General features: G+C 58.2%; 28 protein-coding genes and 1 pseudogene. 12 read left to right on the forward strand and 17 right to left on the reverse strand.

Features of this window, described 5'->3' with window-relative positions:
* Nucleotides 1-10: 10 nt before the first annotated feature.
* From AB3226_RS26085 to AB3226_RS26105, 5 genes are all read right to left on the reverse strand, one after another.
* Nucleotides 11-1390, reverse strand: a complete 1380-nt coding sequence (locus tag AB3226_RS26085; RefSeq protein WP_367375206.1) for a 4Fe-4S binding protein — start codon at nt 1388-1390, stop codon at nt 11-13.
* Nucleotides 1378-2232: an FTR1 family protein gene (locus AB3226_RS26090; RefSeq protein WP_367375207.1), complete on the reverse strand. Its 855-nt coding sequence runs from the start codon at nt 2230-2232 to the stop codon at nt 1378-1380. Before AB3226_RS26090 ends, AB3226_RS26085 begins: the two co-directional genes overlap by 13 nt.
* A 22-nt stretch (nt 2233-2254) precedes the next feature.
* On the reverse strand, nt 2255-2587 hold the full coding sequence (locus AB3226_RS26095; RefSeq protein ID WP_367375208.1) for a cupredoxin domain-containing protein: 333 nt from the start codon (nt 2585-2587) through the stop codon (nt 2255-2257).
* A complete protein-coding gene (locus tag AB3226_RS26100) occupies nt 2588-3118 on the reverse strand; it encodes an iron transporter (protein ID WP_367375209.1) in 531 nt (176 codons plus the stop codon).
* Nucleotides 3119-3205: 87 nt separating this feature from the next.
* Nucleotides 3206-3565 (reverse strand): hypothetical protein, encoded by a 360-nt coding sequence (locus AB3226_RS26105; RefSeq protein ID WP_367375210.1) that lies wholly within the window; start codon nt 3563-3565, stop codon nt 3206-3208.
* 160 nt (nt 3566-3725) lie between these two features.
* On the opposite strand from AB3226_RS26105, the gene AB3226_RS26110 reads away from it, so the two are divergent.
* The gene (locus AB3226_RS26110; protein WP_367375211.1) at nt 3726-3971 is read left to right on the forward strand and encodes a DUF3079 domain-containing protein; all 246 of its coding nucleotides are present in this window, start codon (nt 3726-3728) and stop codon (nt 3969-3971) included.
* 89 nt (nt 3972-4060) lie between these two features.
* On the opposite strand, the gene AB3226_RS26115 is transcribed toward AB3226_RS26110, so the two are convergent.
* The 4 genes from AB3226_RS26115 to AB3226_RS26130 form a co-directional block, all read right to left on the reverse strand.
* Nucleotides 4061-4735 (reverse strand): polysaccharide lyase family 7 protein, encoded by a 675-nt coding sequence (locus AB3226_RS26115; RefSeq protein ID WP_367375212.1) that lies wholly within the window; start codon nt 4733-4735, stop codon nt 4061-4063.
* Nucleotides 4736-5093: 358 nt separating this feature from the next.
* Complete coding sequence (locus AB3226_RS26120; RefSeq protein WP_367375213.1) at nt 5094-5639, reverse strand: hypothetical protein; 546 nt, start codon at nt 5637-5639, stop codon at nt 5094-5096.
* A 108-nt stretch (nt 5640-5747) separates the two neighbouring features.
* Nucleotides 5748-6539 (reverse strand): XRE family transcriptional regulator, encoded by a 792-nt coding sequence (locus tag AB3226_RS26125; RefSeq protein WP_367375214.1) that lies wholly within the window; start codon nt 6537-6539, stop codon nt 5748-5750.
* A gap of 98 nt (nt 6540-6637) precedes the next feature.
* Entirely contained in the window at nt 6638-7171 is a 534-nt protein-coding gene (locus AB3226_RS26130) for an HD domain-containing protein (RefSeq protein ID WP_367375215.1), read from the reverse strand.
* 297 nt (nt 7172-7468) lie between these two features.
* On the opposite strand from AB3226_RS26130, the gene AB3226_RS26135 reads away from it, so the two are divergent.
* Nucleotides 7469-7828, forward strand: a complete 360-nt coding sequence (locus AB3226_RS26135; RefSeq protein WP_367375216.1) for a VOC family protein — start codon at nt 7469-7471, stop codon at nt 7826-7828.
* Between the two features lie 64 nt (nt 7829-7892).
* Complete coding sequence (locus AB3226_RS26140) at nt 7893-8231, forward strand: hypothetical protein (RefSeq protein WP_367375217.1); 339 nt, start codon at nt 7893-7895, stop codon at nt 8229-8231.
* Nucleotides 8232-8338: 107 nt separating this feature from the next.
* Here AB3226_RS26140 and AB3226_RS26145 read toward each other — a convergent pair whose 3' ends face one another.
* Complete coding sequence (locus tag AB3226_RS26145) at nt 8339-8500, reverse strand: hypothetical protein (RefSeq protein ID WP_367375218.1); 162 nt, start codon at nt 8498-8500, stop codon at nt 8339-8341.
* Between the two features lie 54 nt (nt 8501-8554).
* On the reverse strand, nt 8555-8755 hold the full coding sequence (locus AB3226_RS26150; RefSeq protein WP_007895617.1) for a hypothetical protein: 201 nt from the start codon (nt 8753-8755) through the stop codon (nt 8555-8557).
* Between the two features lie 90 nt (nt 8756-8845).
* On the opposite strand from AB3226_RS26150, the pseudogene AB3226_RS26155 reads away from it, so the two are divergent.
* Nucleotides 8846-9046: pseudogene (locus AB3226_RS26155) on the forward strand (hypothetical protein); the annotation flags it as partial.
* Nucleotides 9047-9160: 114 nt separating this feature from the next.
* Here the strand turns inward: AB3226_RS26155 and AB3226_RS26160 are convergent.
* The gene (locus AB3226_RS26160; protein WP_367375219.1) at nt 9161-9853 is read right to left on the reverse strand and encodes an SOS response-associated peptidase family protein; all 693 of its coding nucleotides are present in this window, start codon (nt 9851-9853) and stop codon (nt 9161-9163) included.
* A 140-nt stretch (nt 9854-9993) separates the two neighbouring features.
* Between AB3226_RS26160 and AB3226_RS26165 the strand changes: the two genes are divergently transcribed.
* The gene (locus AB3226_RS26165; RefSeq protein WP_367375220.1) at nt 9994-10293 is read left to right on the forward strand and encodes a hypothetical protein; all 300 of its coding nucleotides are present in this window, start codon (nt 9994-9996) and stop codon (nt 10291-10293) included.
* A 657-nt stretch (nt 10294-10950) separates the two neighbouring features.
* Here AB3226_RS26165 and AB3226_RS26170 read toward each other — a convergent pair.
* Both AB3226_RS26170 and AB3226_RS26175 read right to left on the reverse strand, forming a co-directional pair.
* Nucleotides 10951-12735, reverse strand: coding sequence for an IlvD/Edd family dehydratase (locus AB3226_RS26170; protein ID WP_367375221.1), 1785 nt, complete (start codon nt 12733-12735; stop codon nt 10951-10953).
* A gap of 44 nt (nt 12736-12779) precedes the next feature.
* Nucleotides 12780-13961 carry a fumarylacetoacetate hydrolase family protein gene (locus tag AB3226_RS26175; protein WP_367375222.1) on the reverse strand — a complete coding sequence of 394 codons (1182 nt, stop codon included), beginning with the start codon at nt 13959-13961 and terminating at the stop codon, nt 12780-12782.
* A 114-nt stretch (nt 13962-14075) separates the two neighbouring features.
* Between AB3226_RS26175 and AB3226_RS26180 the strand changes: the two genes are divergently transcribed.
* From AB3226_RS26180 to AB3226_RS26205, 6 genes are all read left to right on the forward strand, one after another.
* Complete coding sequence (locus AB3226_RS26180) at nt 14076-15026, forward strand: LysR family transcriptional regulator (RefSeq protein ID WP_367375223.1); 951 nt, start codon at nt 14076-14078, stop codon at nt 15024-15026.
* A gap of 127 nt (nt 15027-15153) precedes the next feature.
* Nucleotides 15154-16734, forward strand: coding sequence for an aldehyde dehydrogenase (NADP(+)) (locus AB3226_RS26185; protein WP_367375224.1), 1581 nt, complete (start codon nt 15154-15156; stop codon nt 16732-16734).
* A gap of 90 nt (nt 16735-16824) precedes the next feature.
* On the forward strand, nt 16825-18207 hold the full coding sequence (locus AB3226_RS26190; RefSeq protein WP_367375225.1) for an MFS transporter: 1383 nt from the start codon (nt 16825-16827) through the stop codon (nt 18205-18207).
* Nucleotides 18204-18944, forward strand: coding sequence for an SDR family oxidoreductase (locus AB3226_RS26195; protein ID WP_367375226.1), 741 nt, complete (start codon nt 18204-18206; stop codon nt 18942-18944). Before AB3226_RS26190 ends, AB3226_RS26195 begins: the two co-directional genes overlap by 4 nt.
* A gap of 37 nt (nt 18945-18981) precedes the next feature.
* A complete protein-coding gene (locus tag AB3226_RS26200) occupies nt 18982-19830 on the forward strand; it encodes an ureidoglycolate lyase (protein WP_367375227.1) in 849 nt (282 codons plus the stop codon).
* Nucleotides 19831-20048: 218 nt separating this feature from the next.
* The gene (locus tag AB3226_RS26205; RefSeq protein ID WP_367375228.1) at nt 20049-20792 is read left to right on the forward strand and encodes a FadR/GntR family transcriptional regulator; all 744 of its coding nucleotides are present in this window, start codon (nt 20049-20051) and stop codon (nt 20790-20792) included.
* Nucleotides 20793-20809: 17 nt separating this feature from the next.
* Here the strand turns inward: AB3226_RS26205 and AB3226_RS26210 are convergent, their stop codons facing one another.
* The 3 genes from AB3226_RS26210 to AB3226_RS26220 form a co-directional block, all read right to left on the reverse strand.
* Nucleotides 20810-21703 (reverse strand): SMP-30/gluconolactonase/LRE family protein, encoded by an 894-nt coding sequence (locus AB3226_RS26210; RefSeq protein WP_367375229.1) that lies wholly within the window; start codon nt 21701-21703, stop codon nt 20810-20812.
* Nucleotides 21700-22542, reverse strand: a complete 843-nt coding sequence (locus tag AB3226_RS26215; RefSeq protein WP_367375230.1) for an NAD-dependent epimerase/dehydratase family protein — start codon at nt 22540-22542, stop codon at nt 21700-21702. The genes AB3226_RS26210 and AB3226_RS26215 overlap by 4 nt, the downstream gene beginning before the upstream one ends.
* A gap of 93 nt (nt 22543-22635) precedes the next feature.
* Complete coding sequence (locus AB3226_RS26220; RefSeq protein ID WP_367375231.1) at nt 22636-23361, reverse strand: oligogalacturonate-specific porin KdgM family protein; 726 nt, start codon at nt 23359-23361, stop codon at nt 22636-22638.
* A 360-nt stretch (nt 23362-23721) separates the two neighbouring features.
* Between AB3226_RS26220 and AB3226_RS26225 the strand changes: the two genes are divergently transcribed.
* The gene (locus AB3226_RS26225) at nt 23722-24876 is read left to right on the forward strand and encodes a mandelate racemase family protein (protein WP_367375232.1); all 1155 of its coding nucleotides are present in this window, start codon (nt 23722-23724) and stop codon (nt 24874-24876) included.
* Nucleotides 24877-24898: the final 22 nt, after the last annotated feature.

A 24898-nucleotide genomic window follows, 5' to 3' on the forward strand; every position in this document is an offset into this window, starting at 1 on the left:
CTGGGGGAACTCAAGCCCAGCCCCAGAATTGCAACCACCAGCCAAATCCCACCAGGCCTTCGGCCAGGAGCAGGCAAGCGATGGCGGACCCGCGTCGTACTTGGGAAAGATTTTCGCGACTCAGCCGTTTCCAACCCAGTAGCAGGCTCCAGCCCATCGCGGCCAATAACAGACAGGCCCTGGCCGGTTGCACCCACTCCAGCAGCAGACCTTCATAACGCAGTAATTTGACGGTGGTGGCCGACAGCCCGAGAAACAGTCCGGCAGCACCCAGAGGCGTGAGTGTCAGCGCCAGGGGCCAATACAGTGTGCGATCCCGTGCCAGTCGGGCCGTCAGGCGCAGGAGCAGCATCAACGCCGTGCCGAGCACGATCGAACTCAAACTCAGGTAAGCGACGATGCTGAAACCGTCGAGCCAACTGAAGCTGTCGTTGAGCTGCGGATAATGGGTCAGCAGCCACCAGGGGGCGTTGTCCTGCAGGGCCCAGAGCTGGTTATGTTCGACCAGCCACTCGGCCAAGTGTTGTTTGAGGACGACAAACCATGGGCTGACCGTCCACTGAAACGCGCCCATGGCCAAGCCGATCACGCCGAACAGCAGCAAGCGCGTATCCCAGGGGGACAGCGTCTGCGCCGTCGCGTGAAGAATCTCCTGATTGCTGGAGCGGGCGATCAGCTGAACGGCCCCGCGTTGCCCGCTGCAGCGTCCGCAGGCGTGGCAATCACTGGCGCCTTGCAGGCGGCGGATATCGAGCAGGGGAGCGCAGTTGGGTGGCGGCAGGCGCGCTGCGGAATTCTCTAGCCAACGTTGTTCATCGACCTGAAAGTGCACGGGGGCGAGTCTTGCGAGTAGGGCGAAGACGCCGCTGACCGGGCACAGGTAACGGCACCAGACCCGCTTGCCCCGGGCGAACAATAACCCGACGATGACCGCTGCCACGGTCGAACCGCCCAGAATCAACAGCGCGGCCTGGGCGTAGTCATAGACGCTGATCAACTGACCGTAGAGGGTCGTCAGGCAGAACGCCAATGTCGGCCAGCCGCCCCAGCGCAACCAGCGCGGCACACCCAGGCCTTTACCGTAATGGCTGGCCCATTCGCTGAGCGAACCTTCCGGGCACAGAACGCCGCACCAGAGTCGGCCGAAGAACAGCATCGACAGCAACACGAACGGCCACCAGATTCCCCAGAACAAAAACTGCGCGAGCAAGGTCAGGTTGTCGAGTATCCGTGCCTGGCTGTCTGGCAGCGGCAACAGCGCCGGGGTCACCAACAGCACCGCGTAAAACACTACAACAGCCCACTGCACCGCACGGATGACGGGCGCATGGCGACGCATCCCGTCACCCAGGCGCTGGAGCCATTGATTGCGCCGGCTCAGGTCGGGCATGGCAGATTTTCCGCAGTCCGTTGCCGTAGCCAGCCGCCGACGGCCAGCCAATAACCGATCCACACCAACAAGGTCAGACCACTGGGGCTTGCCCGATAACCGGCAAAACCTGCAAGAAAGCCACCCAATCCATGGCTGTCGCTCAGCAACGTGCTGCTGTCCCAAAGCGCTTCGCCAACGAGGCTGTAAACCATGTCCGGCAAATCCATGGCGAGCAATTGGCCGCCGATTCGCTCGGTGCCGCTGACCAGCAAGGCCGCGCCGAGCATGAGCAAGATGACTTCGCTGATGGCAAAAAATCGTTGCCATGAAATGAATCGACGACTGCTGTGCAGCAGCGTGATGGTCAGCGCCGACAGCACCAGTCCCAATACGCCGCCGACGGCAAACAAACCGAGCTGCGGACCTCGCAATCGGGCGCCGGCGCCATAGAGAAATACCACCGTTTCGCTGCCTTCACGGCTGATCGCGAGCATGGCCAGCAGTAATAAACCTGCGCCACCTTGCCGGGCCAGGTGGCTATCGGCGTGTCGTCGCAAGTCGTGGTTGAGGCTGCGCCCGTGGCGGCGCATCCAGCCCACCATCTGCACCATCAACAGGCTGGCAACCAGCGCAAGGGTGGCCTGGAACCATTCGCTGGCCGACCCGCTCATGGCCTCACCGGCAAACAGAATCAACACCGCCAGCAGGCCTGAGAGCATCAACCCCAGCACCACACCCGCCCAGAGGAATTTGACCAGACGATTACGTTGGCCTTGCTGGCTGGCCCAGGCCTGGAGAATACCGATCACCAGCAACGCCTCGACGCTTTCGCGCCAGACGATGAACATTGATTGATTCATGGAAGCTCCGTGCACTAACAGGTTATTTCGCGAGGATGCCGCCCTCGGGCAATTGCGGATTGAACTCGTCGAAAAAGGGGTAGTGACCGGGCCTCAGGGGGTGAATGACCACGAAGGTCGTCACGCCCGGCGACAGGACTTTTTCAACCCGCAACGGTGTGCTCTCGAACTCGGCCGGCCCTTGGCCGACGTTTTTCAGAACGATCTTGAAACGCTGTCCGGCCGGCACCTCCAGCAAGGCCGGCGTGAAGTGGCCATCGCGAAGGCTCAGCTCAAAGCTGGGTAACTGGGCATAAGCCGTCACTGGCATGACGGCTCCGGCGAGGATCAGCCAGGCAATGCGCAGGCGCTTCATTCAATAGCCGCCTTTTTTACCGATGCCGGCGTAGATGAATTCGTAGTGCAGTTCGCAGCGTTCGAACCAGGGAGCGACACCGGTTTCCTTATCGGTGTGGCGCCCGAGGGAGCCATGACCGCCGGGAGGCAGGACGGTGAACGTCAGCTGATATTTACCGGGGCCAAGCAGCTTTACATTGTCGCCATAGTGCGGACCGTCATTGGCCACCATGGCGTGGAAATCGCCTTTGATCTCGGGGTCGCTGCCTTGTTTTTTCAGGTTGAAAGAGACGTTCAGGTAGGGCACGAAACTGCCTTCCTGAAAGCCCTGCCGATTGTCCGCAGTGGCCCGGATATCGGCTTCCAGGTGGACGTCGGAATCCGCGGTGGCGCGCATCATCCCCGCAGGTGCCATTTCTATCGGCTGCAAATACACCGCCCCGACTTCCAGCCCGGGACACAACTGTGGTTCCCCGATCGGGTATTCCTTGGCGTGAGCCAGCGGCGATAGCAAGAGCAGGGCGAGTGATAGCGAAAAAGGGGTACGCATAATAGCTTCCTGAACACTGACGAGTAGGAGCCCGAGTCTAGGAAGCTTTGCTGCGAACAATAATGATTGTTATCAAGTTTTGAGCAATTAAACGGCTGGCTCGTCACGTTGGCTAAATCGCTGAGCGCGCTCAACGCTGTGGGTCATCTGTGCCGCCGCATGAACGGTCAAGGGATGCTGGGTAAAACCGGGTCTGGGAGAAATGTAGTCGGCCATTTCCCGGGCAATGGCGAGCTGACGTTCCGAAGCTTCTGCCAGCAGCGCGATGACCAGGTTTTCCAAGGCAATCACCCGGACACGCAAGTGAACCAGTTCGGCGTTGGTCAAGGCGGGCGGGGCGGTAAACTCGTCGCTATCGATGGATGTTACGGCGTTTTGATCGTCCCATGTCGACAGGGTTGGATGGTCCGGGGCCCCAACGCTTGGGAAAGGATTTTTATTGAGCATGAGCGACGTCTCCAGGTCTGTTCAGGCGTTAGAAGCTTAGCTGCAGGATCGCGATGGGGGGAGGGAACATCGTTTGATGTCGATTCTTGATATGTATCAAGGCTGGCGTTGCGCAAGGGCTGTAGGTTGGAAGAACTCCACTCAATGATCGGAGATCGGTATGGCCAAGAACTTCCCCATCAACCCTAAGCACCCCGAGCGGATCTGTTGGGGATGCGACCTGTATTGTCCGGCGAAGTCCCTGGCGTGCGGCAATGGTTCCGACCGGACGATGCATCCGGCGGAGTTGTTTGGAGAGGATTGGCATCTGCCAAGCGACTGGGGCATTGATGCGGTCATTACTACAGACAAGGCGGCGGATGACTTTCAATCACTGCCCGATAATGCGCTGCCCGCAAAGAGTTGATCCGTTTTTGTAGGCGCCAGGCTGGCCGGCGAAGGCGCGCTTAAGGACGCCTTCGCCGACAAGTCGGCTCCTACAGGTCCGATTTCATATCAAGCGTGGGTGATGGAAAGGTCGCTGATGATGCACACCGAACCGTCTTCGGGGTCGGTGGTATCGGAGTAGTCGATCTGGTTGTACACACCGCCGTGGAAGGCCAGCGTTTTCGTGTCCCAGGTGTTGTCGAGACGCATGATTGCGGAAGTCGATTTGACCCCGTTACAGCTCGCCGAAACGGACACTGCGCCGCTCGAATTGGCGTGAATGTTGATTTTGAACAGTGCCCCGAGCGGCACGTCTTCCAGAACCGTCGTGTTCACCGGGTCTTCTTGAAGATAGCTCGACCGGAACCCCATGGTGATCCGGCCTTTGTTCCAGAACACCTTTACAGGTGGTCGCTCCGAACCCTGCACATGAATCTGGCTGATCACGACCTTCTGCAGCGAGTTGACTTTCGTCAGCCGCATTTCTTGTCGGTTCCAGTGGTCAGCAGCGCTGGCGAACAGCCAATAACCCGGCTCCTTCCACTCGCAGCGGGTGCGGTGCGTGCTTTTGCTCGAAGCGCCGAGCGTCGGCGCCGTCATTTGCAGCGAGCCATCTGGAAGCATCGATACGACTTGCGGACATTCAAGCAGTGCCCGCCAGCCGATGAGTTCAAGTGCGATGGGGTTGGTGTCGGAGATAGGAAGCGGTGTAGCGATTGTGTAGTTGCTGATATCTACGGTCATGGTCATTTTCCTTAATTCATTGATGTCACCTTTTGCTCCGTTGAGCCTTGCGCTTTTGATGTAGGCCTACATCCCACTGCCCACTCGATGAATGGGCAGAAGTGATGCTTTCGTTGTTGCTCGCGTCCGGTTCCGGTTCCGGGTCATGTGTCCGTTCGATTAACACCTCGTCCGCCGTCGCAGATCGAAAGGGTGGTGCGACCTTCGACCCTTGAATATAAAAGTAGCAGTGCTTATATTATATGTAAATAGCGCTGCTAATAATATTTTTGCCGGGCGTAAAAAAACCCGCGCCAGGCGGGTTTTTGGATGCTTCGGCTTTTTAGCTGCAACCCAAACACATGTCGAGCGTGCCGGGTTAGTTCGCCTTGGCGTTTTTAATGTCGCTTATGATTTGCTGCGCAATAGCTTCAACCTGCTTTTTGGTCATGGCTGACATGACACCCTCCCACGCAGACGATGACGTGTCATAGGTCCGGGTGCCAATCAGGCGCCCCGACTTCAAGTCTGAGTAATCTGCGCTTGAGTTGACCCAGGCGTTACCGACCATCACGCCGGCACCGTAGCGCGCACCTGGCGTCAGGTATCGAAAGTTGGTCACGTTGATCTTGATGTCAACACCGTCTTTGCCGGAGGGGCTTAATGCCTGAGTCTCGGAAAGGCTGTAGCCCGCTCGAGTGGCTTCGTTTTGCAGCGCCGCATTCCATTCCTGCTTTAAGCGAGGCCAGTCTTCGTTCTGCTGAACCTTGCTATTCCCTTGGAAGTTAACGACCAGGTTTTGCTTGGCTGACTCTTGAATAGCCAGCGTTTCAGTGCCGCCGCTTTTTACGGAAGCTGCACAGCCGCTCAGCAGCGAGATGGCAATGGCGCATGACAGGGAGAACAAAAGCTTAGGGTTTTTCATTGAATTTCCGTATCCATAAAGAGTGGGTTGCTTTCATAAAACTGCTGACCGTTGCCAGTCCGGGTGCATCATTGCGTATACATCGCCTACCGGGCATGTGAACGCCAATCAGCGGGCAAACATCCCCCACCAGAACACGTGGCCCAGGATCACGATTTGCTGCTCCTGGATCTCTGCGAAGGTGTAGTCCTCATCCGGATGCTCGTCGCGATTGAAGCTGCGCAGGCGGATGCCCGTCGGTAGGCGGTAAACCTGCTTCACCCGTAGCTGACCGTTGTGGTTGATGGCGTACATGTCGCCGTCAACGATATCGCCCAGTGAGCTCTTGCCAACGTTGATGCCCACGGTTGCGCCGTCACGCAGCACTGGCAGCATGCTGTTGCCGCTGACAACCACGCACTTCGCGTTGCTGAACTGAACGCCGTTATGGCGAAGGTCTTTCTTGAAAAAGCGCAGCCGGGCGCTGTCACTTTCCTCAATCACGAAACGGCCTGATCCGGCCGCCAGTTCCACTTCGCGCAGGAAGGGAACGTAGACCTCATCGGCATCCAGGGGAGTGTCGTCATCCCAAGGTTGGATGTCTGACATCAATACGCTGGGCTGGATGCGCTCGGAAGGCTGGACGCTGGCAACGGTCGACATCAGGCGTTGGCTCACTTCGCTGGCATCGAAGCGCAAGGCTTTTGCCAGTTTCAGGAGTGCCTCGACGTTCAGTGGAACCTTGCCGGTTGCATATTGACTGAAGGCGCTTTGGCCAGACCATCCGCAGGCCGCAGCCACATCCGCTTGAGTGAGATTTGATCCAGCCGCTTTGGCAGCAGACTTTCGCTGGTCGTAAATAGCCTTGAGCCTGATGCTTTCGGCGACTTCTTCAGGGGTGAGGGGGCGACGTGTTTTCATGGCGACAGGGTATGATATTTCAGCAAATAGCGCTGCTGGTAATTTGTTGCCAGTGGGAGCAGCGCTGCTGCTATCAAGGGTGGAGTGAATGACTACATTCAGAGCCGCATCATTGGCAGTGGACTCAGTGGGTTCGTTAGCAGTCGCTTGAGCGAAAGCTGAACTAAGCGAAAGTGAAATCCTGCATCAGGAAAGGCCGAAAACACCTCGCGTCGCTTCTGTCGCGAGAGTCCAAAAGTAACCGCTCCGTGGGATACGTCGATCCAGTCGGCTTTCCGAAAAACCTCTGCAAGGTTCTGTGGATCGGTATGGGAGCGAGTTATTTTATGGTGGTTGTGAATGATCGAGATAATTTCTTGCGCCCAATCCAGCTTATCGATTTCCCGAAGGAAGTCTTTTGCCAGTTGCTCTGACGGGGGCAAATAATCAAACGTCTTGGCCGTCCATATGCCGAGGTCATGAAATACCCCGGCCACAACTATCTTTTCCAGGTCTACAGCATCCAGCATGTTGAGCGAGCAACAAAAGTTGATGACTCGGTACACATGATTCCGGTATCCGGTGAAGTCATTGCCGAGGTATCCGGCATAGCGCTGAAGCAGCTCGTCCAGCAGCTCAATTTTGATGAGCAATATTCCATCCTCCTTGTTTGGAGGTGGCTACTTTATAGGCTTGGACGCGCATCTGCACGGATACCCCAACTGGCGACGAAGCCGGATCAGGTTTTCCGTCTTCGCTTCCAGCCAATCAATCTTAGCCAGGTCGTCTTCGCTCACCGGAGGCAGCAGAAGGTTGTCGTATGGGAACTGAGCCTTGCGTTGTGCCGACATGGGCGCCTCCAGGGTGGCGGGATGAGTTGGATGGTGGCGTGTTGAGAATTTACATCTAAGATGGCTAGCTGATTTGAGTGGCCAACCAGGGAGGGTGATATGAAGCCAGCAATCAATGCGGTGATCATTTATGCGAAGGATGTCGCGAAGACATCTGATTTCTACACTCGGCATTTTGGGTTTTCCGCATTGCCGGAACTCAATGGCATCACGGAACTGACTTCGTCGGCAGGTGGCGCCAAGCTACTTCTGCACAAGGCGGCCAAAGGCCTGAAGAACGGTCAGGCGTGCGTCAAAATCGTTTTTGACGTGGATGACGTTCAGGCTTTCAAGGAGACCTCGGCAGAAAGGGGACTGCTTTTTGGCCCGACACACGAGGCAGAGGGGTACAGTTTTTCCAATGCCAAAGATCCAGACCAAAATAATGTCAGCATTTCCAGTCGTGCATTCAGATCGTGACCTGATCCAAAATCACTCGGCTGCACGAACATACTTATTTATTTGAACGTCCAGGAGCTGTTGAATGTTTTCATTAAGGAACGCAACGCTGTGCATGTCTCTTGTGAGCTTTGGCTTCGCCAGCAGCTCTTTTGCGAATCAAACCGTTGATACGCATCAAGTTGCCGTAACGCTTGTTGCAATGGGGGAGCTCTGCAATAAGGCAAACCCTGGCTTAAATGGCTCTATCGAAAATGCTATGGCCAGCGATCCCAAGATGGACGAAGCAACCAAGGCCGAAACCCGAAAAGTGAGCTCAGACCCTGCTTACAAAGTCGAGGTCGGACTTATGATGCAATCCCTGAACAGCTCGGGTATGGCGGCCATGGCACAGGATATGTGCAAAAGCTACGGCGCAAAGTAGTTCGGTTCGCCTTGCTGGCGCTCGTTGCTCACGATTCGCTTTGGTGATGCAGGTGGGCGGTATTAGCCGCAGTTTCGTTCGCACCGGGCGCTAGCAGATCTTCCCGATCAGCGCGCGCCATAGAACTGGTTCAGTGCTATCAGCTCAAAAACAGCCACCAGCACGCAGAATGCAACAAAGCCGCGCGTGAAGACCCTGCGAGGCTTTTCGTAAGGCTGAAGATTAGCAAGCCCACCGAGAAGGTCGGATAAAAATTCGAGCAGTCCCATCAGCCATCTACCTTGCTGTTTATACACCCAGCCTTCAGCCGGGACGTGTACGTTTCAATGAAGAACCCTGCGGCTCTCTCCAATCCTGATCCGATCGAGCGCCCTGTTTAACGCATCCAAGGCATCGAGGAGGGCTTTCGCCTCAGCTTCCCGGCCATCGCCCCAGAGGCGTTCAGCCATTTTGTTCAGCGCCTGGATAGAGCGCTCAATGTCAGCAGCAGTCGCTGCTTTGCTTTCCTGATGTTTCTTTGGCATTGATCAACCCTTCTTCAGGTAGACCAGCTTCACGCGGAGCTGACCGTTGTGGTTGATCGCGTACATGTCGCCGTCGACGATATCGTCTGCATGAGAGCGGCGCGCGCCGGCCGAGAACCGGAAGTACGCTCTGTGCGGGTAGAGGTGCCTGTGTCGGTTCCTTGTCGTGTGCCAGAGGTGACGGCGCCGGCATTCACTGCCGCGAGTTTGAGAAAAGCGGATTCGCTTGAGGTAAAGGTGAGGGCACTGCTGGCTGAACGTCGACAACGGATCGGACATGAGCGGGAATTGTTTTTGCGGCGACAGCCTGCCGATGAGAAGGCGGAAAATCTACGATCCTTCGCGTCAGTAATCACTTACCTAAATGCGTTTTTACCTTGTCAGCCATCGGCGTGCAAGCCTACGTCAGAGAAGTGAATCGCTGATTGGGTTGATCAAGCCGTTTTGCTGATTGCGGACATTGCCCACAGCGCGGTCGACCTTAAACCACTCGAAAGCCTCGGCGGGCTCTCCCTGCAACAGTATCATCTGCTCGGCGCGCTCCATGGGTGTAGCCGGATTCAACCATTCCCGAGCCAGTTCCGGCGAAAGCGTCACCGGCTGGCGATCGTGCATGTCCAGCATGCCGCCCTTGCTGTCGGCGGTGATGATCACGAAGCCGTCATATTCACTCGGACCAAACTCGGCGTTTGGGTATTGTCCGATCGCGGCGCACAGAATCGGTGCACGGTCTTTACGGCGGATCAGGTAAGGGTGTTTCTTCGGTCCACCTTCATCGACCCATTCGAACCAGTTGTTGATTACGATGATTGCCCGGTGTGGCCAGATTGCTTTGAAGAATGCTCCGTGGGCGACTTTCTCTACCCGGGCATTGATTGGTGCGGTTCGGTCCTTGGCCCAGTGCGGCCGCCATCCCCAGCGAACCATGTCGGCTCGCAGAAACTGACCTTCCTGGTGAAAGAGGGCGAGCTGAGTGGACGGCGCGGCGTTGTAGAGCTCGAAAGGTTGGTTGCCTGCATAGTTGATCAGAGCGTTGGGCATGCTCAGCGCCGCCACAAAGTCGTGGATGCCGCTGTATTGGGAAAGTCGTCCACACATGGATCAAGTCCTCCACCAGTGCTTTCAGCATAGTCCAGCCCCCTACTGCATAAGGACGAAACGTTACCGATCGTCAGCGGCCAATTGAGCAATCGCCAAATCCTCATGATACTGTTTATTTATCCAGTATCGAGCAAGCAATGCATTTCCTGATTGTGCCCATGAGAGAGCGCGGCGTCGCCAGATCGACAAGGGATATCGCCAGTGCCGATCCAGTAAAGGGCGATATCATTTTCTCCAGCGCGCCGTCTGACCTTTTGAAGAGAACAGCCAATACCGCATCGCTGCGACACGGCGCCTGGCCGGGTGATTCGCCACCGATTCGGCCGCTTCTTGATGCTCGCCTGACCAGCATGGCAACGCTCGGCTTCACGCTGAGTGGTCTGGAGGAGGTCGATGGTGTTCTGTATGCGCAGTCTTGGTATTGCAGGGAGGTTTGATTGTGTATCGGTCGGCAGGACGCCGCAGGAGGGTCAAAACAACGTCGTTCGTGAGCCCGCCGGCAGCAGTTTACCAGGCACCTGGAACGTGGCTTGTCGGTGTGTTTGCTTGAACTCCCCGGCCAAGGTTTGGCGCAACTTCGCGACGGTTCTTGCCTCGCACTGGACTTCACTCGCGGCAGAAAATCGTTTTGGAGTCTTAGGACACAGTGCTGGTGGCACCCTCGCGCTGGCGGCCGCAGTAGCCGATTCGCGGATCAGCGCGTGCTACAGCAATGGCGGAACTCCCGAATTGAAACAGGGCCTGCTCAAGTCCCCACGTGTCCTTCAACGATTTGGCCGGATACTAGGCAACTCTGCAAGCGAAGCCGACGTACTTGGGTTCCTGGATCAACTTGATTTAGCAACGGCGGCGAGCCGCATGCAGGCGTCACTGCTCTGCCTTCAGGGTGGCCAGGATCCGATTGTCATGGAGACGAGGCGCGGCGCTTGGTGGCAATGCGAGGCTCCCAAACAGGGACTTTGGCATCCTGAGCGGAGGGCGTGCATTGCCTCTACAACCATGCAATTGAGCGTAATTGCGTCATCACTGACTGGTTCGCAGTGTACCCCCACGCTACAAACTTCAGCGGTAGCGAGGGAGCAGGCTTACCGTTGTCAGTGGGAATGGCGCGGCTCACCGCTGCGGGCGATCACTCTGAGATGCAAAGTGGCAGGTTCCAGGCAGCCACCTGTAGAAAGCTGTCCTACCAGTTGCCGATAAAGTTCCTGCCAGGGCGTTTGCGATGGCGGAAAGCTTGGCTTCCAGTCCGCTCGACGGCGGGCCATTTCTTCTTCGTCCACCAGCAGGTTTACTGAGCGGGTATTAAGGTCCACCCGCAGCCGGTCGTTGGTTTTCAGCAGCGCCAGGCCACCACCTACCGCCGCTTCTGGAGACATGTTGAGAATCGACGGACTTGCCGAAGTACCGCTCTGACGCCCGTCGCCCAGGCAGGGCAGGGAGTCGATACCTTGTTTGATCAGCGCGGCCGGAGGGGCCATGTTCACCACCTCGGCACTGCCGGGGTAGCCCACGGTACCAACACCGCGGATCACCAAGATGCAGCGCTCGTCGATATCCAGCGCCGGGTCGTCGATCCGGGCGTGATAATCCTCTGGTCCTTCGAACACGATGGCCCGTGCTTCGAAGCTGTTCTCTGCGCCGGGTTCGGACAGATAGGTCTTACGAAACGCCTCGCCAACCACCGACATCTTCATGATCGCGCTGTCGAAGAAGTTGCCGCTGAGCACGATGAAACCAGCGCGGTGCTTGAGCGGGGTTTCAAAGGGATAGATCACGTCGGTGTTGCTGGTCAGGGAGCTGCTGACGATTTCGCCGATGGTCTTGCCGCTGACCGTGGCACAGTCTTCATGCAGACGCCCGGCTTTTTGCAGTTCATGCATCACGGCCGGCACACCGCCAGCGCGGTGGAAGCCTTCGCCGAGGTACTTGCCCGCCGGCATGCAATTGACCAGCAGCGGCACGTCCTCGCCAATCCGTTGCCAGTCATCCAGGCTCAACTCGACGCCCATGTGCCGGGCGATCGCAATCAGGTGCGGAGGGCAATTGCTCGATGCGCCCAGTGCCGAGGCGACGGCGATCGCGTTCTCGAATGCATCGCGGGTCATGATCTGCGACGGGCGTACGTCTTGCAGTACCAGTTCGCAGATGCGCTTGCCGGTGGCATAAGCCATTTGCCCGCGCTCACGATAGGGCGCTGGAATGCTCGCACAACCGGGCAACGACATGCCCAGCGCTTCGGCCAGCGCGTTCATCGACAGGGCGGTGCCCATGGTGTTGCAGTGCCCCACGGACGGCGATGCCGCCGTGGTCATCTCCATGAAACCTTCGTAATCGATCTCACCGGCGGCCATCAGATTGCGCGCATGCCGGAGCACGGTGCCGGAGCCGATCAATTCACCCTTGTGGTGACCGTCGAGCATCGGGCCGCCGGACAGGACAATGGAGGGCAGGTCGGTAGTTGCGGCGGCCATCAGGCAGGCGGGGGTGGTTTTGTCGCAACCGGTGGTGAGCACCACGCCGTCCAATGGGTAACCATGGAGGATCTCCACCAACCCCAGATAAGCCAGGTTACGGTCCAGTGCAGCGGTGGGCCGACGCGACTGCTCGGCGATCGGATGCACCGGGAACTCCATGGGAATGCCCCCGGCATCACGAATACCGGCCTTGACCCGTTGCGCGAGCTCCAGATGGTGACGGTTGCAGGGTGTCAGGTCGCTGCCGGTCTGGGCGATGCCGATGATCGGGCGGCCCGACTGCAGCTCTTCGCGGGTCATCCCGTAGTTCATGTAGCGTTCGACGTAGAGGGCAGTCATGTCCGCGTGGGCAGGGTCGTTGAACCATTGCTCGCTGCGCAGGCGACGTTTTGGAGTTTCACTCATGATTCATTTCTCTCTTGTAATTGGATGAATCGTCTGTTGTGGCTTCAGCGGGCGAGCAGGCCCCGGGATGCCAGGTTACGCAGCAAGGCGCTCACGCCAAAGGTCCAGGGTGTGGCGTCAGAGCTGTGGGTCACCAGGTTATGCAGGCTACCAAGCAAGGGGCTGCTGATACTGACCCGGTCACCCAGTTTGTGGGTGAAACCGCTGCCGGCATGATCGCGGTCTTCGGTGGGGGCGAACAGGGTACCGAGAAACAGCAGAAAACCATCCGGGTATTGGTGATTGGCGTTGAGCGTCTGGCCCGCCAGGTCCTGCGGGTCGCGGCTGATCTGGCTCATGGAGCTCGATCCGTGCATCCGGTAACCGTCTTCGCCTTGTACCTGCAGATCGACCACGCAGGCCCGCACATCATCCAGGCTGAAGTGTTCGTCAAACAGGCGAATAAACGGCCCAATGGCGCAGGACGCATTGTTGTCCTTGGCCTTGCTCAGCAACAGCGCGCTGCGGCCTTCGAAATCCCGCAGATTGACGTCGTTGCCCAAGGTGGCGCCGTGGATCTGGCCACGGCTGTTCACCGCCAGCACCACTTCGGGTTCCGGGTTGTTCCATTGCGAGCCGGGATGAATACCGATGCGGCTGCCGCTTCCCACGGCGGCGAGAACCGGTGCCTTGGTGAAGATTTCCGCATCCGGGCCGATGCCGACTTCCAGGTACTGCGACCACATGCCCTGTTCGATGAGCAAGGCTTTCAGGCGCATGGCTTGCTCGGAGCCAGGAACGATCGAGCGCAAGTTGTCGCCGATTACGCTGTGCACAGTGGCGCGTACGGCTTCGGCTTTAGCCGCATCACCACCGGTCTGCTCCTCGATCACACGCTCGATCATGCTGGCGGCGAAGGTCACGCCGGCGGCCTTGATAACTTGCAAGTCCAGGGGCGGAAGCAAGTAGGGGCTTGACGGATCGGGCGCGGGGCCGGTGTTGGCTAGCAACGCTTCGACACTGGCGATGAAGATGCCGGGCGTCTGCCTCACGGCTGCCAGTGGAGATTCTGTTTCCAGCAAGTCACTCAATGTCGCAAAACGATCCGACAGATCGAACACACCATCGCTGCGCAGCACTATCGGCGAGGGGCCTGCGACCCGGCCTGGCACCCAGGCGCGGCCGATCAAGGTACCGGTTACACCATCGACCGGCAGGGTGTTTTCGGGAGTAAGCATTAGCGACATGGCGAATCTTCCTGGTTCGTAAAGCCTTCACGCTAGGGCGGGGATTCGATAAACTCCAATGAGATATATTCAGTAATTGATAACGTCAGGTTATTGGTGGCCCGAGGAATATCCATGTCAGATCTATCCTTCTCCAGCTTCTGCGGCTGGCTCAAATTCCGGCACTTGCTGCTGATCGACACCTTGGGACGCACACGCAACATGCACTTGGCGGCGCAGCAAATGAATCTCAGCCAGCCGGCCATCAGCAAGATGCTCAAGGAAATCGAAAGCCTGCTCGGCTTCGCCTTGTTCGAACGGCTGCCTCGGAGCATGCCGCCCACGGCCCTGGGTGAGCATGTGCTGCGTTATGCGCAGATCGCCTTGAATGACGCGCGTTCGTTTGTCGAGCAAATCAGCAGCCTGCGTGAAGGCGGCCACGGCTATCTCAAGGTCGGCGGGATTTTTGCTGCAACGGCGGTGGCCTTGCCCGACGCGATCCTGCAGATCAAGCAGCGCTGGCCGTTGCTCTCGATTGAAGTCGTGGAGCAGACCAGTAATCACCTGATGGAGATGCTCGAAGAGAAGAAGCTCGATCTGGCGGTGGCCCGTTTTACCGATCAAAGCCAGCAGCAGCGTTATGACTTCCAGCCCTTGGCCCCTGAACCGTTTTGCATCGTGGTCAACAGTCGTCACCCGCTCGCGGACGCAGGCCCCCTCTCGTTGCAACAATTGGTGGATTTGCCGTGGATTCTCTATCCGGTCGGCACACCGATTCGTGGACGCATGGAACAGGCCTTCGCCGAGGCCGGGGTAGGGATGCCGCGCAATACCGTTGACACTATTTCCATGCAGACCTTCCTCCAGGTCCTGCAGCGCGGACCAATGATCGGGATGCTGCCCAACGCCATGGTCAACCCGCTGCTCGAAAGCGGCCAGCTGAAGACCCTCCATACACCGCTGCACTTGGTGCCACAGGATTACGGCATCCTCACGCGAAAAGGCGAGCAGTTGGTAGGGGCGGCATTGGAGTTCGCTGAAATACTCAAGGAAAACGCCCGTCTGGCCAGCGATCAGGCCGGTTGAAGCGGAGAGAGCTAACGATTATTCCGATAACGGATCGTTATCGGATAATCAACAAATGCCATTGGGAAAGAATCGATTCGCGGCAGTAGAGTACCGACCAGATTCCCATCTGGGTCAGGAGACTGTCATGCCCGAACTGTCCGGACACAATTTCATCGCCGGTGGCCGCAGCGCTGCCGGGTCGGTGTTGCTGAACAGCATTGATGCCACTACCGGGCAACCATTGCCCACAGGTTTCGTCCAGGCCACGGTCGAGGAAGTGAATGCCGCTGCCATGGCTGCTGCCGAGGCCTATCCAGTTTTTCGCAATCTGCCGGCCGTGCGCCGAGCGCAATTTCTTGAGGCCATCGCCAGTGAACTGGACGCCCTGGGCGACGACTTCGTGGACCTTGTCCGTCAGGAAACTGCGTTGCCAGTGGCGCGTATTGAGGGTGAACGATCCCGCACCAGTGGCCAGATGCGCCTGTTTGCCCAGACCCTGCGTCGCGGTGACTTTTACGGTGCGCGTATCGACTTGTCGCTGCCTGCCCGCCAACCATTGCCCCGGGGCGACCTGCGCCAGTGCCGCTTGGGCCTCGGCCCGGTAGCGGTGTTCGGCGCCAGTAACTTTCCTTTGGCATTTTCCACCGCGGGAGGCGATACCGCGGCTGCGCTCGCTGCCGGCTGCCCGGTGGTGTTCAAGGCCCACAGCGGGCACATGGCGACCGCTGAACGGGTGGCCGAAGCCATCATCCGGGCCGCCGAGCAGACCGGCATGCCCAAGGAGGTGTTCAACATGATCTTCGGTGCCGGCGTGGGTGAAGCACTGGTCAAGCATCCGTTGATTCAGGCCGTCGGCTTCACCGGTTCACTCAAGGGTGGCAGGGCGCTGTGCGACATGGCCGCTGCACGCCCGCAACCGATCCCGGTGTTTGCCGAGATGAGTAGCATCAATCCGGTGCTGATATTGCCAGAGGCGTTGCAGATTCGCGGCGAGCGTGTCGCTACCGAATTGGCGGCGTCGGTGGTCATGGGCGCAGGGCAATTCTGCACCAATCCTGGTTTGGTCATTGGCATTCGTTCAGTGGCATTCAGCCGCTTCGTGCAAACGCTAAGTGCGTTGCTGGCCGATCAACCGGGGCAAACCATGCTCAATGCCAGTGGCCTGCGCAGCTATGTTCAGGGTTGTGAAGCCTTGCTGGCGCACCCGCAGATCAACCACTTGGCGGGGCAGGTACAGCAGGGTAACCAGGCCCGGGCGCAATTGTTCCAGGCCGACGTTGAACTGCTGTTGACGGGCAGCGCGTTGCTGCAGGAAGAAATCTTCGGCCCGGTCACGGTAGTGGTGGAAGTGGCTGATCGGGCTGAGCTGTTGGCGGCTCTGCAAGGTTTGCGCGGTCAACTGACAGCCACCCTGATCGGTGAGCCGACTGAACTCGAGCAGTGCACCGACCTGGTGGCCGTGCTTGAGCAAAAAGTCGGTCGCGTGCTGATCAACGGCTATCCGACCGGTGTAGAGGTTAGCGATGCCATGGTCCATGGCGGGCCTTGGCCGGCGACGTCCGATGCCCGCGGCACGTCAGTGGGTACCCTGGCCATCGATCGTTTCCTGCGCCCGGTGTGCTACCAGAACTTCCCCGATGTCTTACTCCCCGATGCCTTGAAGAACAGCAATCCATTGGGGCTGATGCGCTTGGTCAACGGAGAACACACCGCCCAGCCACTGTAATCATTGCTCCACCGCCGGGTGAATTGCTCATTCGGCGTGACCCATTCAATAAAAACAATCAGGCATGTCCACATGCCCAGGGGTTACCTCATGCAAACCATATCCGAGCATTTGCCCGCGCAGGCGCAAGCCCGCGAACTCGACTTTGAAGACCGGACCTACCGCAAGGTCATCTGGCGCATCCTTCCCGTCCTGCTCTTGTGTTACATGGCCGCCTACCTGGACCGGGTCAACATCGGCTTTGCCAAGCTGGACATGCTCAATGAGCTGCAGTTCAGCAACACGATCTATGCCTTGGGCGCCAGTATGTTTTTCTGGGGGTATTTCCTCTTCGAAGTCCCCAGCAACCTACTGCTGCATCGCTTCGGGGCGCGATTCTGGATCGCCCGGATCATGCTCAGTTGGGCGGTGATTTCCATGGCTGTGGCCTACACCGTGCCACTGGCGGGGTTCTTCGGTATCCAGTCAAACACCATGTTCTATGTGTTGCGCTTCCTCCTGGGTATCTGTGAAGCCGGCTTTTTTCCCGGCGTGATTCTGTACCTCAACTATTGGTTTCCGACTCATCGGCAAAGCCGCGTGATGTCCGGATTCCTGATGGCCATGCCGATCAGCCTGACACTGGGCGGGATACTGTCCGGCTGGCTGATGAACAGCATGCAGGGCGTGCACGGCCTGTCGGGCTGGCAGTGGATGTTGATCATCGAGGGCATCCCTTCGATCATCATGGCTTTCGTGGTGATCGTTTGCCTGGCCGACAACATCGACAAGGCCAAATGGCTTTCAGCCGCGGAAAAAGCCCTGCTCAAGGCCAATCTGCAAACCGACAACCAGGGCAAGGCGACCCGCTTGAGCGAAGTGTTTTTCAACCCGCGGGTGTGGTTGCTGGTGCTGATTTTGCTGACCTTCAACACCGGTTTCTACGGCTTGGCGTTCTGGATGCCCTCGATCATCAAGAGCACCGGTATCACCAACAGTTTGCACATCGGCTTCCTGACCGCCATTCCCTACGCGGTGGCCACGGTGGCGATGTTGCTCAACGCACGACACTCCAACCGCACCGGTGAGCGGCGCCTGCACGCGGCCATTCCTGCCTTCATCGGTGGCGTCGGCCTGATCCTCAGTGCTTTCTTCGCCGACAACCTGGTGTTGTCCGTACTCTTCCTTAGCGTCGCCGCTTCGGGGATTCTCAGCCTGATGCCGATTTTCTGGACCCTGCCGGGGACCGTGTTGTCGGGCGTAGCTGCCGCAGCCGGCATTGGCATGATCAACGCCATCGGCAACCTGTCGGGTTTCACCGGTTCGATGATCACCGCCGTGGCTGAAAATCTCACCGGCAACATCAACAACGGCACCTACGTGCTGGCCCTGTGTCTGTTCGTCAGCGGCGGACTGATCCTGGCCATTCCCGCATCTATGCTCGGCAGAACGCCAAAAACCGCAGCCACCACAGCGACGTTGGAAACGGCATGAACATGCAGAACAAGCGGGTGTTAATTACAGCGGCCGGGCAGGGTATAGGGATGGCCAGCGCCATTGCCTTTTCCCGGGCCGGTGCCGAGGTGTTTGCCAGTGACATCGATGTCAGCGGGCTGGAGGGGATTGAGGGTATCAACGCCATCGCGTTGGACGTGACTTCGGTGAGTACGATTGCCGATGCCTGTGAACGAATCGGCGCGCTGGACGTGCTGTTCAACTGCGCCGGTTACGTGCACAGCGGCAATATTCTGCAGTGTGACGAGGATGCCTGGGCACGCTCCATGGACATCAATGTTACGGCGATGTACCGGATGATCCGCGCGTTTTTGCCGGGCATGTTAGCGCGTGGTGGCGGGTCGATCATCAACATGTCGTCGGTGGTCTCCAGCGTCAAAGGCGTGCCCAACCGCTTCGCCTATGCGGCCAGTAAAGCTGCGGTGGTAGGCTTGACGAAGGCCGTCGCTATCGATTTCATCGGGCAGGGCATCCGCTGCAACGCGATATGCCCAGGTACCGTGGAGTCTCCGTCGCTGCGTCAGCGCATCGCCGCCCAGGCCGCGCAACAGGGTGTCGACGAAGCACAGATTTACCAGGAATTTCTCGGACGCCAGCCCATGGGGCGTATCGGCAGCACCGAGGAGATCGCGCAGTTGGCGTTGTATCTGGGCAGTGATGCATCCGCCTACACCACCGGTGGTGTGCATGTCATCGATGGCGGCATGAGTATCTGAACCCGGTTTCCACTTTCAGTTTGAGCAGGAGAACTTCATGAAACTGTTGCGCTATGGCGAAAAAGGTTCGGAAAAACCGGGCCTGCTGGATGCCGATAATCAGATCCGCGACTTGTCGGACCATGTGCCGGATATCGCCGGACAGGTCCTGAGTCCCGAAAGCCTGGCAGCGCTTGCCGCTATCGACCCGAGCATCCTGCCGATTGTTGCGGGTCAGCCACGTATCGGCGCCTGTGTGGGGCAGGTCGGCAAATTTATCTGCATCGGTCTGAACTACGCCGACCATGCGGCCGAGTCGAATATGGACGTGCCGAAAGAGCCGATCATCTTCAGCAAATGGACCAGTGCCATCTGCGGGCCGAACGACAATATTCAGATCCCGCGCGGTTCGCTCAAGACCGACTGGGAAGTCGAACTGGGCGTCGTCATCGGTAAAGGCGGGCGCTACATTGATGAAGCGAACGCCATGGAGCATGTCGCTGGCTATTGCGTCATCAACGATGTGTCTGAGCGCGAATGGCAACTGGAACGCGGCGGCACGTGGGACAAAGGCAAGGGTTTCGATACCTTTGGCCCCCTCGGTCCGTGGCTGGTCACGTGCGATGAAATTGTCGATCCGCATTCGCTGGATCTGTGGCTGGAAGTCGATGGTCACCGTTACCAGCAAGGCAATACGCGGACACTGATCTTCAATGTGCCGCAATTGATTGCCTACCTCAGTCGTTGCATGAGCTTGCAACCCGGCGATGTCATTTCGACAGGGACGCCACCCGGCGTGGGACTGGGCATCAAACCTAATCCTGTATTCCTGCGCCCGGGCCAGACCATGCGTCTGGGGATTACAGGATTGGGTGAGCAGCATCAGGTCACGATGCAAGCAGACTGACCTGTCTCTGTCCCGCTCAAAAAACGCAGAAGCGACCCTCATTGAGTGGCGTTTAAGTCCGGTGCGCTGCGCAATGGTGCGCCATTTGCCGATCATCGCCGTTGCAGCGAATCGAACGTCCGCTACATACGAAATACCATCATTAAGCTGATACGTTGTCGTACAACTTAATGAGCTATGATGAGCACTTATTCGCAAATTCGAGATATTTGTTCCTGATGGACAAACACAACGTCCAACCGAGTGTTCGCCGAAGACATCGAAGTCTGGCGGAGGAGTTGGTCACCGAACTATCCCGGCGTATTTGCAGCAGCGAACTTGCGCGTGGGACAAAATTGCCGACTGAATCTCAAGTCATGGAGGAGCATGGAGTCAGTCGCACCGTGGTGCGTGAGGCGATGTCGCGCCTGCAAGCCGCTGGCCTGGTGGAAACCCGGCACGGCATTGGCACGTTTGTAAGGGACATCCCGAGCCCGAGCGGTTTTCGCATTGACCCAGCCAGCATTGTCACGTTGCAGGACGTGCTGGCGGTCCTTGAGTTGCGCATCAGCCTGGAGGTTGAAGCGGCTGGCCTGGCCTGTGTACGACGCACCGACCAGCAACTGCAACTGATGCGCGACTCGCTCGATGCGCTCAACTCCAGAGCGGTCAGTGTCGATTACGCCGTGTCCGCGGACTTTCAGTTTCACCAACAGATTGCGTTGGCCACGGGGAATCGTTATTTCACCGACATCATGTTGCACCTTGGGGTCAGCATCCTTCCGCGCACTCGTTTGCATTCCACGCGGGTCAAGGACAACTCGGAGCCCTATCTGGAGCGCCTGAGTCGCGAACACGAAGACATCTACAGGGCCATTGTCCGACGCGATGCCGATGCCGCGCGTGCCGCGATGCGCCTGCATTTGTCCAACAGTCGCGAGCGAATGCGGCGCGCGTATGAGGCTGCAGCCGTCGAGGCCTGAACGGTTGAGCGCGGGGCTCAGGCGCGTGTCAGGGGTTCGGGCAGGCCTTTCACCCCAGGATTCAAAGCGAAGACACCGCCCGCCAGGGGCTGGTCGCTGAGGTCGATGCCCTGTGGGCGGATCGAGGTGACAAATAGCGTGTCGAGTCGGTCGCCGCCAAACGCGCACATTGTTGGTTTCTTCACTGGCAGCGATAATGAGCGATCGAGTTTCCCGTCCGGTGTAAAGCGCAGCACTTGGCCCGCATCGATCGCACAGATCCAATAGCAGCCTTCAGCGTCCACGGCCGCGCCGTCCGGTCGACCCGGATGGCTGTTCATGTCGACGAAGGCGCGGCGGTTGTGCGGCGTGCCGCTGTCGATATCGTAATCGAACGCCCAAATAAGTTGCCGGCTCGGGTGCGAGTCTGACAGGTACATCGTGCCGCCATCGGGGCTGAACGCCAGGCCATTCGGCACCACCAGGTCTTCGATTTGCGCAGCAAGATGTTCGACGATTCCGTCGTTTTTCGGATCGTAACGATAAAGTGCGCCGAGCGCGTCGGCGCCCATGTTGGTCTGCATCGTGCTGGCCCAGAAGCGTCCCTGGCGGTCGCAGCGTCCATCGTTGAAGCGCATCTGCGGTCGGGCATGCTCGACGCCGGCGAGTTTTTCGGCGCGCAGGCGTCCGTCAGTCTGAGGCACCAGTTTGAACACTCCACTTTCCTGCGCCCCCAGCCAATGACCCGCCGGACTACGGGCGATGCAGGCGAGCATTTCGTCCGCCTGCCAACAGTCAGTCTTGCCGTCTGGCTGCCACCGGTGCAAGCGGCCCGCGGGAATATCCACCCAATACAACGCATTCTCCTGAATTTGCCAGACCGGACTTTCGCCCGTTGCGTTGCGTGCGTCGACGATGAGCTCGGCATTCATTGGTGTGTTTCCGACAGGTCACCGAACGGCCCGGCAGCCGTGAATGCTCCCCCTTGGAACAGGCTGTTGGGATCGTCAGCGGCAGGTTTGGGTTGTTGCTCGATCTGCGTGCGAAAGACTTCCGAGCTGTCCTGCGGGGCAAAGCCCAGGTGGGCGGCATGGCGATTACTCCACCACTGGTCGCGATTGTTGGAAACACCGTAAACCACGCTATGTCCGACATCGCTGGCCAGCAGGGCTCGCGCTACCAGGTGCTCCAGGTCCGGATAGCTGAGCCATGTCGAGAGCATCCGAAGGTTACGCGGTTCCGGGAACGATGAACCGATCCGCAAACTCACCGTTTCGATGCCATAGCGGTGAAAGTAAAACGTCGCCATGTCCTCGCCGTAAGCCTTGGACAAACCGTAATAACCATCCGGGCGGCGCTGGGAATGTGCATCCAGTTCGACGTCTTGCGGATAGAAACCGGTGACGTGGTTGGAGCTGGCAAAAACAATCCGCTTGACCCCGTGTTGCCGCGCCGCTTCATAAATATGAAACGTGCCGCGAATGTTGGCCTCGATAATTTCCTCGAAGGGCCGCTCCACTGAAATCCCGCCCAGATGGACGATGGCATCGACGCCTTTGACCAGCGCCGCGACTGCGGCCTTGTCGGCCAGGTTGCAGTTGATCACTTCGTCATGTTGGCCACGGCTGGGCGTCATGGGGCTGATGTCCGAGGCCCGGACGATTTCGGCATGAGCCTGCAGGGTTTCTCTGAGTATTTGGCCCAGGCCACCGGCGGCGCCAGTCAGCAGGATGCGGTTGAAGGGTTTAGGTGAAGTGGGTTGTGTGGTCATGGTCAGGTCCTCCATTGAGCGGTAGTGGCGTGTCGGTTTGGGGCAGGGTGCTTGCCTGGCGATCGATGCGCGATCGTCAGGCAATACCAGGTCTTACATGAAGTTGTACTGGACACCCAGACGCCAGCGCGCCTGGCGATCGGGGGACGTGGAGTCGACTTTTACGTCGCCGATTTCCATGAACGGCGCCCATTTCTTGGTGAGTTTGTATTTCACGATCAGGTTCTGTTCGTAATCGCTCTTCTTGTTGTCGTAGCGGATGTAGTCGGTTTTGAAATAGATGAACTGATATTCGTAGGCCCACTTGTTCGCCGGCGTATAGCCGAGCCAGCCTTCAAAACGGTTGGTGGTCTGGTCATCCTTGATGTGGTCGGGCATGTCTTCATTGACCTGGTCACGATCCAGTTTCTTGGCGTCCAGGCGATAGCGCGTGGCGACGTAGAAGGCATCGTTGATTTTGTAGTTGTACTTGAGGCCGAACTTGTAAGTGGTCGAGTCCTTCGAGCTGTCCATCTGGAAGGCCGGGGTCAGCGTCGATTGCTCGCTGAGTTTGTAGTTGTAGCTGACCGTGAACTCATGGCCGTTGTTGACCATGTTGTCGTAGGCGACATCTTCACGGTCACCGGCTGTGCGGTATTTCATTTCCGCTTCAAAGCCCAGTCCACTGTCCAGGCGGTAGTTGAACTTGATTCGGTCAGCGTGGGCGCTGTCTTCCTCGGTGTACTGGTGGCGGTAGTTGATGCTGGCAGAGTCAGCGCTGACGCAGAAGGGCAGGCTGAGGGTCGCGACAGTAACGAGCGTGCGTAGTGTGGTGTTCATACGGTCTTCTTTTTTGTTTTTGTTAGGGGCGTTTGGCGTGTACTACGAGCAGCATGGCGTTGCGTATTGATCTCATTTGTGGTGCCGATATACGTTATCGTACGACAAGATGACTCGTCTATGGGTTATTGCTGGTTTTGAAACATGTTGTTACATATGTGCCCTGTAAATAGGGCTTTCAATAGGCGCGTGTTATTCCTTGGTTGTCTTTAAATACGGGGGTTTTGATTGGATATGGAGGAAAAAGGCAGGGGCTGTAGGTTATTTATTGGGTCTTTTCATGTGTTGTACGATGACATATGATCGGCAGCAACAGACGACACTCCTGTCACAAATCCAATAAGAAGGCTAAAGACGTCCATGAGAATCACAGCAGTCAACGTCCAGGTATTTGCCTACCCGACCCGCCGCGCAGTGGACAGCGCCGGTCATGCTCACCCCGGTGATGTCACCCAAGCCCAAATGGCTTTGCTGCGCATCCAGACCGAAGACGGCAGTGAAGGCTATGCCTTCGGTGCGCCGGAACTGATCCGTCCTTATGTGCTGGACGGTTTTGTGCGCAAAGTGCTGGTCGGGCAGAACGCGTTTGATCGCGAGAAAATCTGGCACGACCTGGCGCACTGGCAGCGTGGCAGTGCCAGCCAGTTGACCGATCGTGCCTTGGCCTTGGTGGAACAAGCGTTGTGGGACTGGGCGGGGCGCAAGCTTGGCGTGCCGGTACACAAGTTGATTGGCGGTTTCCGCGACAAGGTCCCGGCTTACGGCTCAACCATGTGCGGCGATGAACTGCCGGGCGGCTTGGCGACGCCAGAAGATTACGGGCGTTTCGCCGAAACCCTGGTCAAGCGTGGCTACAAGGCGATCAAGTTGCACACCTGGATGCCGCCGGTGTCGTTCGCGCCAAGCCCGCGGATTGACGTCCAAGCGTGCGCCGCCGTGCGCGAAGCGGTGGGGCCGGACATTGCCCTGATGCTCGACGGTTATCACTGGTACAGCCGCACCGATGCCCTCTACATCGGACGCGAGTTGGAGAAGCTCGACTTTGCCTGGTTCGAAGAACCGATGATGGAAGAGTCCGCCGAGTCCTATGCCTGGCTGGCGGGCCAACTGGACATCCCGGTATTGGGGCCGGAAACCCTGTCGGGCAAACACTTGAGCCGGGCCAGCTGGGTCAAGAATGACGTCTGCGACATCCTGCGTGCCGGTGTGGCTGGCGTCGGTGGTATCGCACCGTGCCTGAAGGTCGCGCACATGGCCGAATCCTTCGGCATGGATTGCGAAATCCATGGCAATGGCGCAGCGAACCTGGCGGTGGTCGGGGCGATAAAAAACTGCACCTGGTATGAGCGTGGGTTGCTTCACCCGTACCTGGATTACGACGAGGTGCCGGCGTACCTCAAGCGGCTGGTCGATCCGATGGACAACGATGGTTTTGTGCACCTGTCCGATTTGCCGGGCCTGGGTGAAGAGATCGATTTCGAGTTTATCGAGACCCATACGCTTAACAGCTTCTGACGTGTACCCGGGCTGCCCGGTA

It is taken from the genome of Pseudomonas lini (assembly GCF_964063345.1).
GTDB lineage: Bacteria > Pseudomonadota > Gammaproteobacteria > Pseudomonadales > Pseudomonadaceae > Aquipseudomonas > Aquipseudomonas lini_B.